Raw genomic sequence first — 11,893 nt, 5'->3', positions numbered from 1 at the left:
TTCGGCGCCCACCTGGACGGCGTCTCCGCCGGACCCGGCATCAACGACAACGGCTCCGGCTCCGCCACCCTCCTGGAGAACGCCCTCGCACTCGCCCAGGCCAACCCCAGCCTCACCAAGCACGTGCGCTTCGGCTGGTGGGCGGGCGAGGAACAGGGCCTGCAGGGCTCGCAGTTCTACGTCAGCCAACTCAGCGCCGGCCAGCGCAGCGCGATCAAGGGCTATTACAACTTCGACATGGTCGGCTCGCGCAACGCCGGCTACTTCATCAACAACATCAACTCCACCACCGCCGCACCGCTCAAGGCGTACTGGGACACGCTGAACCTGCGTCCCGAGGAGAACGTCGAGGGCCAGGGCCGCTCCGACGACTACTCCTTCCAGCAGGGCGGCATCCCCACCTCCGGCTACGCGGCCGGCGCCAGCGCCACCAAGACCTCGGCGCAGGCCACGAAGTGGGGCGGCCAGGCCGGAGCCGCGTACGACTCCTGCTACCACTCCGCGTGTGACACCACCGCCAACGTGGACGCCACGGTGCTCAACCGCAACGCCGACGGAATCGCCTACGCGATCTGGAAGACGGCGGTCGGCGGCACCACGCCCGGGCCCGACTTCTCCATCACGGCCGTCCCGGCCGCCGGCACCATCCAGGTCGGCAGCCAGGGCACCACGACGGTGAACACGGCCACCACGAGCGGCACGGCGCAGACCGTGTCCCTCACCTCGAGCGGGGCCCCGAACGGCGTGGGTGTGACCATCAACCCGACGTCCGTGCAGTCCGGTTCCTCCGCCACCGTGACCATCACGGTCGCGGCCGGCACCACCCCCGGCACCTACCCGATCACCATCACCGGCACCGGCTCGGTCGTGCACTCGACCACGTACACGCTGACCGTCGGCAACGGCCCCGGTGGCTGCACCGCGCCCGCGTGGAACGCGAACACGGTCTACACCAACGGCAGCGTGGTCTCGTACAACGGCCACACCTACCGTGCCAAGTGGTGGACCCAGGGTGAGGTCCCCGGGACCACCGGGCAGTGGGGAGTGTGGGTCGACCTCGGCGCCTGCTGAGCGAGTCCGCACCTGATCTTCCCCGTTTGTGATGCCCGGTAGGCCGCGGTTCGGCCTGCCGGGCATCACACCGTTCGGGCATCACACCGTCCGGGCGGCACGTCGTTCGGTCGCACGCCGCCCGGGCATCACCCCTGACGGGCATCACCCCGACGGGCGGCACACCGGCCGGGGGCGCACCGTTCGGCCCGCCGCGGCCCGCGCCGGCGGGCGATGACAGGATGGTGTGATGCGCCCGAATCCGGATGATTGCCCCTGGCCGGTGGACGGCTCGTTGCCCGCCGACCTCGTCGCGACGAAGGCCCTGGTCTTCGACCCGAACGGGTTCGTGTGCTCGGCGCCGCTGCCCGAGCCGGAGAGCGCCGAGTACGGCGCCCACGTATTCACCGTCGACGGCGCCGAGGTCCGCTTCCGGGTCGCCAAGACCACGCCGACCAAGGTCGGCCAGTTCGTCACGCTGTGGCGGCGCTCGGCGGCCGGCCCGATCGAGCCCCTGGCCGCCGAGGACCCGGTCGAGTTGGTCGTGGTCGGCACCCGCCAGGGCGACCACTTCGGCCAGTTCGTCTTCCCCAAGGCCGTCCTGCGGGACCGGGGCATCCTGTCCGCACACGGAACCGGCGGCAAACGTGCGTTCCGCGTCTACCCGCCGTGGGTGACGACGACCAACCGCCAGGCCGACCGGACCCGAACCTGGCAACTCGAGCACTTCCTGGCGATCCCGGCGGACGCCCTGCCTGACCCGGACCGCTGCCGGGCGCTGTATCACCCACGGCCACACGCACCGCGCTGACCGGGCCGTCCGCCGAGAGGCGGGTCGCGGGTTCGACGGGTTCGGCTGGGGAGCGGCGGGAGTCGGGTGCGGCGGGCGAGGAGGGTCCGGCGGTTGTCCACAACGCGCGAATCGGCGCGCGTGCGTCTGTGGTGATCTCCTATGATCCCTCGGTGCTCGAACGGAGATACGCATGCTGACGATGTGGAGGATCGGCAGGGTGGCAGCCGCGTCCGGCGCCCTGCTTCTGTTGCTGGCCGGTTGCCGGGACGACGGGGACGGCGGCAGCCTGCTGCGCGACAAGCCGGGTACCGCCACCGACGGGCCCCGGGCGCCCGGTGGCGGCAAGGGTGACGAGCCGGCGGGCGGACCGCCGTGGACCGGAGTCGCGCTGCCGGGCCTGGCCGACCAACCGGCCTGGTCGATCCCGCGTGCGGCCGGCGAACGCGGCGGAGGACTCGGTTCGCCACCGGACGTTGCGCTCACCGTCGGCTCCGCCGTCGTCGTCCTGCACGAGCAGTCCACGGCGCCGAACGGGGCCGGGCGCTATCGGGCGACCTTCCGCGACGCGGCGACCGGCGCGGTGCGTGCCGAGCCGGAGGTGGTGGGTCGGGCCTCGGTCGAGACCTGGCGCGGCGCCCCGGCCCTGGTCGTCCGCGACGAACGCACCGTCCCCGCGTCCGGCCTCACCGCCGAACGCGCGGCGCTGTTCGTCACCGCCTTCGACGAGCGGGGCCGGCAACTGGCCGGCGTCGACCTCACCAAGTCCCCGGACTACCGGTACGAGGAGAAGGTCTCGGACGGCTGGGTCGTCCGCAGCGGGACGGGGCCGGACGGCAAGGAGCACGTCTGGGTACGCGCCGCCGACGCCCCGGACTTCGGACCGCCCGCGGCGACCTGCGACGGCAATCGCGTCCGCGGCTGCGACGCGGTCCCCACGCCGGGCGGCGAGGGCCGGGAAGTATTCGCGCTGGGCACGGTGTTCACCACCGAACACGACCCGGCGACCGACGTCCGGCAGCTCGTGGCGACCGACGCCGCGACCGGGCAACGGCGCTGGACCACCGCCACGATCAAGGCGCCCGAGGGCACCCCGACCACCGAACAGGCCAAGGGCTACCAGGAACGCGCCGTCATGCTGGGCCCGGTGGGCGATCGGCTCCTGCTCGGCTGGTACACGAACGAGAAGACCGACGGCGTCGTGATGGGCCGCGGCCGGATGCTGATCGGCCTGTACGACCCGGCGACCGGCCGGTCGACCACCCCCGACCCGGCCCCGCGCGTCGAAAGCGCGTCCCTGGAATACCTGGTCGCGCCCGACCGCTCCGTGCTGTATCTCGCCAACCGGGACAACGGCGGCCCGCACACCCTCGCCTGGGAGCTCGCGACGGGTCGGATCCGGTGGCAACAGGCCGCGAGCGAACGGCCGGTGGCGCCTCGTCAGCTCGTCAACGGCGCGCTGTACGCGGCGGCCGGCAGCTCCACGTCGATGTCCGACCGCCGGACGATCAGCGAGGTCGTCGTCGTGGCGGCCAAGGACAAGTCGATCCTCGCCGCCTCGGGTCCGGCGGGCGAACTGATCCCCCAGGTGTCATCCGGCGGCCACGGCGTCGTCGCCACGCGCGACCGCATCTGGGCCTTCCCGCCCAAGCCGATTCCCTGACCCTCCGCCGGCCTCGCCCCCGCGTCGGGGGCGAGGCGCGAGAAACCTCATGGCGCCGCGACTGCCACCGGACCGGGCCGCGGTCGAGGCCCAACCCCGGCAGCCACCCGCGCCCTTGGGCCCGACGGGCCGCACAGGGGCCAGGGGCGCCCCGCGCGGGCTCACGGTGATGGGGGTCAGGGGGCTCCTCCGCACGCGGCGCGGAGCCGTACCAGTGTCGTGCGCATGCCCGCGCGGTTGCGGGCGGCGCGTTGCGCGGGCGGCGTCCCGGTGAAGACCAGCCCGAGCAGCTCGGCGACCCGGCGGCGCCATCCGGTGCGCCGCTGGTCGCTCCAGTACTCGGTGATCAGTGTCCCGCCCGCCACCGCCTCGAAGCGATAGCCCCAGCGCGCGATCGGCAGGCCGAACGAGGAGACGTCGAACGCGAATTCCCGGCCGGGATCCGCGATCACGACCCGGCACGTGGTGAACCAGACCCACGGCCCCTTGCGGTTGACGCCGACGAAGCGGCGCCCCCGCGTCCAGACCCGGATCACCTCCGGGCTCCAGTCCTTCATCCGCCGGACGTCCGCGACGACGGCGTACGCGGCGTCCGGTGCGAGCGCGACGGCCAAGGCTTCCTCGACGTCCCAGGTGCGCTGCCCGGTCATCGGTCCACCCGCCCCGGGGCGGGTCCGTCGGGGTGGACGTCCGGGACGGCGGCGGGCGGTGTGCACTCGTGAGGCTTCATGCGGGTCACGCTAACACCAAATGCAACGCATCGTCGCGTTGCATTTCGATGTTAGTCTCGTGCCATGAACGGCAACGAGCAGCGCACGACGGCCACCCGCACCGGAGGTCCGCGCAGGTCCCAGGAGATCTTCGACGCCACGCTGGACCTGCTCGCCACCAAGGGCTACGAGGGCTTGACCATCGAAGGCGTCGCCGACCGCTCCGGCGTCAACAAGACCACGATCTACCGCTGGTGGCCGTCCAAGGGCGCCCTCCTCGGCGCAGCACTCACCGGCACGGGTCGGCTCGACTTCCCCCTACCCGACACCGGCGGCCTCCGCGGCGACCTGATCGCCCTGATGAACGGCATCGTCGCGCTGCTCACCACGCCACCGACGTCCGACATCGCCGTCGCAACCCTCGGCGCGGTAACCCAAAGCCCCGAACTGGCCGACCACACCCGCGAGTTCTTCGCCGACCGCCTGACCCGCGAACAACCCCTCTTCGAACGCGCCATCGCCCGCGGCGAACTCGACCCCGACACCGACCCGATGCTCCTCATGGACCTCATCGCCGGCGCCGCCTGGCTGCACCTCGTCTTCCGCCGACTCCCCCTCGACCACCACTTCGTAACCACCACGATCGACATCATCCTCAACGGCACCAAACCCCACACGACCCCCCGATAGTCCAACCGCACCCTCCCCCCGACCGAAGACCGAGCCGCGAGCCCTCGGCGCGCCGGCGCGGAGATCGCGTCGGGGGCGTTCGGCGCGGGCGGTGCCGGTGCGGCCGCCGCCGCTGGAACGCCCGACGACGATGGCGTGCGCGACGCCGAGCCGGTCCAGTGCCGTGCCCCTGCCGGTGGACTGCAGAATGCTCCGCCCCCGGCTGTGCGTAGCATGGGGCGATGCGGTCTTCCTCGGGTGTGCGTGAGGTTCCGGCCGCGTGGGACGTGGCACGCCCAAGGCGGGCCGGCCGGCCGGCGGGTGTCGACATGGCCGGGTTCAGCGTCGCCGGCCCGCTCGCGGGTGGTTTGCGGGTGGTCCCGCACCCGGCCGTGATGCTGGTACTGGAGTTCGGGGCGGCACCGTCCATCGTGGACGACGGCGCCGGGCGGCGGTATCGGGGAAGTGTCGTCGCCGGGCCCGGGTTCGGTTGCGGGGGCATGGCCCGGGCGTGGGGCGAACGCGTGGCGTGTGTGCAGGTCCGCCTGTCTCCGCTGCTGGCGCGCACGGTGTTGGACGTCGGCCCGGCCGACCTGGAGGGCACACTGGTGCCCTTGGCGGACCTGTGGGGCCGGGAGGTCTCACGAGTTCGCGAGCAACTGGCCGAAGCCCCGTCGTGGGAAGGCCGTTTCGCGTTGACGGAGGCGCTGCTCGCCCGCCGGTACGAGGCGCGGTCGCGGGTGGATCCGGAAGTGGCCTGGGCCTGGCACCGGATCGTGGCCGGCCGTGGCCGGGTCCGGATCGACCGACTCGCGGCCGAACTGGGTTGGAGCCGCAAGCGCCTGTGGGCCCGGTTCCAGTCGCAGGTCGGCATGCCGCCCAAGCGTGCCGCGACACTGGTCCGCTTCGACCATGCCGTCCACCGCCTGGTCGCGGGCGACAGCGCGGCCCGAGTCGCGGCCGACGGCGGCTACACCGATCAGTCCCACCTGCATCGGGATGTCGCGGCGTTCACCGGACTGACCCCGACGACCGTGACCGACGAGCCGTTTCTGACCGTCGACGACGTCGCGTGGCCGACCACGCGCCCGGGGTCGCCGGCCCCGAACACGCCGTCGGACACCGGCTGAGTTCGGCGCCTGACCCCACGACCCGAGCGGGCTTGCGTGGTGGCCACGACCGCGGCGATCCCGCGCCGCCGCGCGACGGCGCGAGTACCAAGGCCGATCCCCGCCCACCACGACGGTCCGCCGGCGAATGCCTCGCCCGGGACCACTCTTTCGAGTGGTGCAACCGCGCCGTTGCCGGCCGTGGGCCGCCCGATCGCTACAACAGGAGTCGCTACAACACGAGCGGACCTGTCACGGCGACTCTGGGGCGACGCGATGATGCACACGGGAATCACGATGGGACGACGGACGGCCGCACTGTTGGTGACGGCGACGAGCGTGGGCGCGCTGCTGTGCGCCCCCACGACGGGCGCGGTCGCGGCACCGGTCGGGCCTGCGGAGAGCACCGGCACGACCGAGGCCGCCGCGCGTATCCCGCTCCGGGACGCGATCGCGGACCTGCGGGTGGCCGACGAGGACCGTTCCGGCTACGACCGGGCCGCGTTCCGGCACTGGGTCGACGCGGACAAGGACGGATGCACGACACGCGCCGAAGTACTGCTCGACGAAGCCGTCACCCCGCCCGAGATCGGCGCCAAGTGCGCGCTCACGGGCGGCCGTTGGTACTCGTACTACGAGGACGCCTACGTCGACGGCGCGGCCGGTCTGGACATCGACCACATGGTGCCGCTCGCGGAGGCGTGGGACTCGGGCGCGTCCGCGTGGACGCCGCTGCTACGCGAGCAGTACGCCAACGACCTCGACCAGCCTCGGGCCCTGGTCGCGGTGACGGCCAAGTACAACCGTTCGAAGGCCGATCAGGACCCGGGCACGTGGCTGCCGCCGTACGAGGGCGCGCGGTGTATGTACCTGACCGACTGGGTGACCGTGAAGACCAAGTACGACCTGGCCGTCGACACCACCGAACTCGCGACGCTCCAGAGGCTGGCCGCGCAGTGTCCCAACGTGCCGATCACGCCCGGGACGCGGTGAGGCCGTCAGGCGGGCCGGCCGAGCCGGCCTGCGGACCGCTCGGCCTCGAACGCCGACCGGGCTGAAGGCGCCTCGCCCGCCCGCCGGCCCGCCACCTACCGCTCCCGGTTGCGCCACCGTTCCATGACCCCCGCGAACTCCTCCTGCAGGAAGGCGAAGAAGTCCGCTGATTCCTGGGCTCGAAGGCCCGCCGGCGTATCCGGGCCCAGGGACCGCGCCCCCTCGCGCAGGACGACCTCGAAGCGGGACAACAACTTGTCCCGCTCGCCGTAGGTCTCGTACCAGAGTTCGTCGTGCAGCCGGTAGCGGTCCCGCCGGGAGCCGGGCTCGCGCTCGCGGTGCACCATCCGGACCTGGGACAGGTAGGCGATCGCCGACGACACGGCGGCCGGACTGATCCGCAGCGCGTCGGCCAGCTCGGCCGACGTCATGCTCGCCGAGTCGGCCGCGAGCAGCGCCGCGAACACGCGCGCGGCCATCCGCTGCATGCCGGCGTCGGCCAACTCGCTCGCGAAGCGTTCGATGTACCGCGTCACCTCGGCCTCGTCCCGCACCGGCCCATCGTCCCGCATTCGCGTCACCTTCCGATCCGCTTCCCACGCGCCTCGGACCGGCCTCGGATCGGCCTCGGACCCGGCCCGCCGCAGTCCCACCATCGTCCATGATTCTCGAATTCTTCAAACTTCACAACTTCCTGAAAGAAGCGTATGTTCTGAAACATGAACACGGCGATCAACGTCTCCGGTCTGCACAAGTCCTTCGGCCGAACCCACGCCCTCGACGGCCTCGACCTGCGTGTCACCACCGGTGAGGTGCACGGCTTCCTCGGTCCCAACGGTGCCGGGAAGTCCACCACCATCCGGGTCCTGCTCGGCCTCATCCGCGCCGACCGAGGCGACGTCACCCTCCTCGGCGGCGACCCGTGGCGCGACGCCGTCGCCCTGCACCGCAGGGTCGCCTACGTACCCGGCGACGTCACGCTGTGGCGCAACCTCAGCGGCGGCGAGGTGATCGACCTGTACGGCCGGCTGCGCGGCGGCCTGGACCCGACCCGGCGCGCCGACCTGCTGGCCCGGTTCGAGCTCGACCCGACCAAGAAGGGCCGCACCTACTCCAAGGGCAACCGGCAGAAGGTGGCCCTGGTCGCCGCGTTCGCGTCCGACGTGGACCTGCTCATCCTGGACGAGCCCACCTCCGGCCTGGACCCGCTGATGGAGGAGGTGTTCCGGGACTGCGTCCTGGAAGAACGCGAGCGCGGTCGTACGGTCCTGCTGTCCAGCCACATCCTGGCCGAGGTCGAGGCGCTCTGCGATCGGGTCAGCATCATCCGCAACGGGCGTACCGTCGAGTCCGGTTCACTGACCGACCTGCGGCACCTGAGCCGGACCACCGTGCGTGCCGACGTGCGCGGCCCGGCGGAGGATCTGGCCGAACTCCCGGGCGTGCACGATCTGGCGGCGGCCGACGGCCGGGTGGCCCTCCAGGTGGACAACGAGCACCTGGACGCGGTGCTGCGCCGGCTCGCCGAGATCGGCGTACGCGGCCTGACCAGCAGCCCGCCCACCCTGGAGGAGCTGTTCCTGCGCCACTACCGCGACCAGGAGGCTCCCGAGCCCGTGGCGGTGTCCCGATGACCGGCGCCGACCTCGCGCCCGCCCTCGGCCCGGCCCGCCGGCTGGCCGGCACCGGCACCCTGATCCGGCTCGCGGTGCGCCGGGACCGGGTGCTGCTCCCGGTCTGGGCCCTGGCCCTGGCCACCGCGGTCGCCGCCGTGGAGCGCTCGCTGGAGGACCTGTACGGCACCGCCGCCGAACGCGCCGAACTGGCCCACGACATGAGCGCCAACGGCTCGCTGCGCGCCCTGTACGGAACGGTCTTCGACGACTCGTACGGAGCCCTCACCACGTGGCGGATCGGTGGGTACACCGCGCTCCTCGCCGGCCTGATGAGCCTGCTCATCGTGATCCGGCACACCCGCGAGGAGGAGGAGACGGGCCGTCAGGAGGCGCTGTCCTCCGCGATGGTGGGCCGACGGGCACCGCTCACCTCGGCCCTGACCACCGCCGCGCTGGCCAACGCGCTGCTCCTGGCGCTGTGTTCGGCGATCCTGCTGGGCGCGGGCCAACCGGCCGCCGGCTCCCTCGCGTTCGGCGCCGCCGTGGCGCTGTCCGGGCTGGTGTTCGCCGCCGTCGCCGCGGTCGCCGCGCAGCTCACCGAGAACGCCCGACTCGCGAAGGGCATCGCGGGCGCCGTCCTGGGCGCGGCGTTCGTCCTGCGCGCCTCGGGCGACGCGGCCCGGGACGCGGCCACGTCCGGCACCCATCCGCTGGTGTGGGTCTCACCACTGGGCTGGGCCGAGAACGTCCGGCCGTTCGCCGGCGACCGCTGGTGGGTGCTGGCCCTTCCGCTCGCCCTCACGCTCGGCTGCGTCGCGCTCGCCTACACTCTCGCCGGCCGACGCGACCTGGGCGCGGGTTTCGTGCCGCCGCGACCGGGCCCGGCGCACGCGCCCGCGTCGTTGGCCGGGGCGTACGGCCTGGCCTGGCGGCTGCAACGCGGCACCCTGCTCGCCTGGGCGGTCGGCTTCGCCCTCGCCGGCGCGGTGTTCGGCGGCATCGCCGACGGCGCTCAGGACCTGGTCGGCGACAACGACGGGACCCGCGACCTGATCCAACGCATGGGCGGCCATGTCGCGCTGACCGACGCGTTCCTGTCCACGCTGGTCGACATGCTCGGCCTGGTCTGCGTGGTGTTCACCGCCGGCGCCGTGCTGCGCCTGCGCGACGAGGAGACCAGTGGTCGGGCCGAACCACTGCTGGCGAACGCGGTCGGCCGAGCGCGCTGGGCGGGCGGGCACCTGGTGATCGCGTACCTCGGCCCGCTGCCGGTACTGGCCGCGGGCGGTGTCGCGATGGGCCTGTCGTACGGGATCACCATCGGCGACGTATCCGGCCAGGTGCCCCGCCTCGTGCTCGCCGCGCTGGCCCAGGCGCCTGCCGTGTGGGCGATGACCGGGCTCGCCGTCCTGGTCGTCGGCGCACTGCCCCGGCTCGCCCCGGCGGTGTGGGGCGCGGTCGGCGTGGTGATCGCGCTCGGCTGGCTCGGCCCCGCGCTGAAACTGCCCCAGGCGGTCTTGGCCGTGTCGCCCTTCGGCCACCTGCCCAATCTGCCCGGCGCCGACGTCACGGCGACGCCGTACCTGTGGCTGCTCGCCGTCGCGCTCGCACTGCCCGCCGCGGGCGTGGCCGCACTGCGCCGCCGCGACCTGGGCTGAGGCCCGTTCGCGTCGGGAACCCGATCCGCAGGTCCCGGGCGCGGGCGCGCGTCGGGAACCCGATCCGCTGCGCGGTCCCGGCCGCCGGCGCCGGGCTCAGCCCATCTCCTCCAGCGTCTTGCCCTTCGTCTCCGGGACGAACTTGAGCACGAACGGGATGGACAGGACCGCGAAGCACGCGTACATCACGTACGTCGCCGACAGGTTCCAGTCCGACAACGTCGGGAACGACACGGTGATCACCCAGTTGGCGATCCACTGCGCGGAAGCGGCCACGCCCAGGGCCGCGGCGCGGATCCGGTTCGGGAACATCTCGCCCAGGAAGACCCACACCACCACGCCCCACGACAGCGCGAAGAACAGCACGAACGAGTGGGCCGCGATCAGCGCGACGGTGCCTTCGGTGTCCGGGAGCTTGATGTTCTTGCCGTGGCCGGTCCGCGCCGAGAACGCCCACGCGACCAGGCCGAGCGAGATCGCCATGCCGGCCGAGCCGACCAGCGCGAGCGGTTTGCGGCCCACCCGGTCGACCAGGGAGATCGCGATCATCGTGCCGATGATGTTGATGATCGACGTGGTGAACGAGTACAGGAACGAGCTGTTCGGGTCGATCCCCACCGACTGCCACAACGACGCCGAGTAGTAGAAGATCACGTTGATGCCGACCAGTTGCTGGAACACCGACAGCCCGATGCCGACCCACACGATCGGCAGGAACAGGAACCCGCCGCCGCCCAGCAGGTCCTTGAAGGTGGACTTGTGCTCGCGGCGCATCGCCTCGGTGATCTCCGCGACGCGCGCATCCAGGTCGACGTCGTCGCTCTCCACCTCGGCCAGCACCTTCCTGGCCTGATCCACGCGTCCGACCGAGAGCAGGAAGCGCGGCGACTCGGGGATGGTGAAGGTGAACACGCCGTACAGCACGGCGGGCAGCACCATCACGCCCAGCATCACCTGCCACGCCTCCAGGCCGAAGATCAGCTCGCCGCGCTGATCGCCGTCGGCGAGGTTGAGGATGCCCCAGTTGACCAGTTGCGAGACCGCGATGCCGGTGACGATCGCGGCCTGCTGGAACGAACCGAGCCGACCGCGGTAGGCGGGCGGCGCGACCTCGGCGATGTACGCCGGGCCGATCACCGACGCCATCCCGATCGCCGTCCCGCCGAGCACCCGCCACATCGCCAGGTCCCACAGCGCGAACGGCAGCGCGGAGCCCACCGCGCTGACCGCGAACAGCACGGCGGCGATCTGCATCACCCGGATCCGGCCGATCCGGTCGGCGATCCGGCCGGCGACCGCGGCCCCGATCGCACAGCCCACCAGCGCGGCGGCGACCACTTGGGCGAGCAGGCTGGATCCGGGCTCGAACTTGCCGCGGATGCCCTCGACCGCGCCGTTGATCACCGAGCTGTCGTAGCCGAAGAGGAACCCGCCCATCGCGGCGGCGGCGGTGATGAAGATGACGTGGCCGAGGTGCTCCGAGTAGGAGCCCCCGCTCGACTGCCCGGTCGTCGCTGTGCTGCCGGCCAACGCCGCCTCCCGCGGTCTGTGCACCTCGTCCCGAACCCGGCGCGGTGTGTGCGGTGCGCTGCTTCGGAGAAGTCGCCGGACTCTGAGAGTTGCCCGAGATCACCC

11 protein-coding genes are annotated in these 11,893 nt (G+C 72.4%); 8 read left to right on the top strand and 3 right to left on the bottom strand.

Annotation, left to right across the window (positions count from 1 at the left end; genetic code table 11):
• From ACWCPW_RS20630 to ACWCPW_RS20620, 3 genes are all read left to right on the top strand, one after another.
• The coding region (locus tag ACWCPW_RS20630; RefSeq protein ID WP_449763025.1) for a M28 family peptidase at positions 1-1,071 on the top strand (1,071 nt) is incomplete at its 5' end.
• A 229-nt stretch (positions 1,072-1,300) separates the two neighbouring features.
• Positions 1,301-1,861, top strand: coding sequence for a MepB family protein (locus ACWCPW_RS20625; protein ID WP_449763024.1), 561 nt, complete (start codon positions 1,301-1,303; stop codon positions 1,859-1,861).
• Between the two features lie 172 nt (positions 1,862-2,033).
• On the top strand, positions 2,034-3,503 hold the full coding sequence (locus tag ACWCPW_RS20620) for a hypothetical protein (protein ID WP_449763023.1): 1,470 nt from the start codon (positions 2,034-2,036) through the stop codon (positions 3,501-3,503).
• Positions 3,504-3,679: 176 nt separating this feature from the next.
• On the opposite strand, the gene ACWCPW_RS20615 is transcribed toward ACWCPW_RS20620, so the two are convergent.
• A complete protein-coding gene (locus ACWCPW_RS20615) occupies positions 3,680-4,153 on the bottom strand; it encodes an SRPBCC family protein (protein ID WP_449763022.1) in 474 nt (157 codons plus the stop codon).
• A 144-nt stretch (positions 4,154-4,297) separates the two neighbouring features.
• Here ACWCPW_RS20615 and ACWCPW_RS20610 point away from each other — a divergent pair, with 144 nt between their 5' ends.
• The 3 genes from ACWCPW_RS20610 (at position 4,298) to ACWCPW_RS20600 (ending at position 6,984) form a co-directional block, all read left to right on the top strand.
• Positions 4,298-4,903, top strand: a complete 606-nt coding sequence (locus ACWCPW_RS20610) for a TetR/AcrR family transcriptional regulator (protein ID WP_449763021.1) — start codon at positions 4,298-4,300, stop codon at positions 4,901-4,903.
• A gap of 308 nt (positions 4,904-5,211) precedes the next feature.
• The gene (locus ACWCPW_RS20605) at positions 5,212-6,012 is read left to right on the top strand and encodes a helix-turn-helix domain-containing protein (RefSeq protein ID WP_449763020.1); all 801 of its coding nucleotides are present in this window, start codon (positions 5,212-5,214) and stop codon (positions 6,010-6,012) included.
• A 276-nt stretch (positions 6,013-6,288) separates the two neighbouring features.
• Positions 6,289-6,984 (top strand): HNH endonuclease family protein, encoded by a 696-nt coding sequence (locus tag ACWCPW_RS20600; protein WP_449763019.1) that lies wholly within the window; start codon positions 6,289-6,291, stop codon positions 6,982-6,984.
• A gap of 95 nt (positions 6,985-7,079) precedes the next feature.
• Here the strand turns inward: ACWCPW_RS20600 and ACWCPW_RS20595 are convergent, their stop codons facing one another.
• On the bottom strand, positions 7,080-7,556 hold the full coding sequence (locus ACWCPW_RS20595; RefSeq protein ID WP_449763018.1) for a GbsR/MarR family transcriptional regulator: 477 nt from the start codon (positions 7,554-7,556) through the stop codon (positions 7,080-7,082).
• A gap of 147 nt (positions 7,557-7,703) precedes the next feature.
• Between ACWCPW_RS20595 and ACWCPW_RS20590 the strand changes: the two genes are divergently transcribed.
• Together ACWCPW_RS20590 and ACWCPW_RS20585 are read left to right on the top strand one after the other, a co-directional pair.
• Positions 7,704-8,618: an ABC transporter ATP-binding protein gene (locus tag ACWCPW_RS20590; protein WP_449763017.1), complete on the top strand. Its 915-nt coding sequence runs from the start codon at positions 7,704-7,706 to the stop codon at positions 8,616-8,618.
• Positions 8,615-10,258 carry an ABC transporter permease gene (locus ACWCPW_RS20585; protein WP_449763016.1) on the top strand — a complete coding sequence of 548 codons (1,644 nt, stop codon included), beginning with the start codon at positions 8,615-8,617 and terminating at the stop codon, positions 10,256-10,258. The genes ACWCPW_RS20590 and ACWCPW_RS20585 overlap by 4 nt, the downstream gene beginning before the upstream one ends.
• 96 nt (positions 10,259-10,354) lie before the next feature.
• Here the strand turns inward: ACWCPW_RS20585 and ACWCPW_RS20580 are convergent, their stop codons facing one another.
• Positions 10,355-11,788: a sugar porter family MFS transporter gene (locus tag ACWCPW_RS20580; protein WP_449763015.1), complete on the bottom strand. Its 1,434-nt coding sequence runs from the start codon at positions 11,786-11,788 to the stop codon at positions 10,355-10,357.
• Positions 11,789-11,893: the final 105 nt, after the last annotated feature.

The sequence above is a fragment of the Embleya sp. NPDC001921 genome (assembly GCF_053594475.1).
This window is presented reverse-complemented; position numbering and strand designations above follow the sequence as displayed.

Excerpts from the sequence above, each read along its gene's own strand:
- ACWCPW_RS20625 (WP_449763024.1), top strand. The coding sequence starts at position 1,301 with ATGCGCCCGAATCCGGATGATTGCCCCTGGCCGGTGGACGGCTCGTTG.
- ACWCPW_RS20620 (WP_449763023.1), top strand. The coding sequence starts at position 2,034 with ATGCTGACGATGTGGAGGATCGGCAGGGTGGCAGCCGCGTCCGGCGCC.
- ACWCPW_RS20615 (WP_449763022.1), bottom strand. The coding sequence starts at position 4,153 with ATGACCGGGCAGCGCACCTGGGACGTCGAGGAAGCCTTGGCCGTCGCG.
- ACWCPW_RS20610 (WP_449763021.1), top strand. The coding sequence starts at position 4,298 with ATGAACGGCAACGAGCAGCGCACGACGGCCACCCGCACCGGAGGTCCG.
- ACWCPW_RS20605 (WP_449763020.1), top strand. The coding sequence starts at position 5,212 with ATGGCCGGGTTCAGCGTCGCCGGCCCGCTCGCGGGTGGTTTGCGGGTG.
- ACWCPW_RS20600 (WP_449763019.1), top strand. The coding sequence starts at position 6,289 with ATGGGACGACGGACGGCCGCACTGTTGGTGACGGCGACGAGCGTGGGC.
- ACWCPW_RS20595 (WP_449763018.1), bottom strand. The coding sequence starts at position 7,556 with ATGCGGGACGATGGGCCGGTGCGGGACGAGGCCGAGGTGACGCGGTAC.
- ACWCPW_RS20590 (WP_449763017.1), top strand. The coding sequence starts at position 7,704 with ATGAACACGGCGATCAACGTCTCCGGTCTGCACAAGTCCTTCGGCCGA.
- ACWCPW_RS20585 (WP_449763016.1), top strand. The coding sequence starts at position 8,615 with ATGACCGGCGCCGACCTCGCGCCCGCCCTCGGCCCGGCCCGCCGGCTG.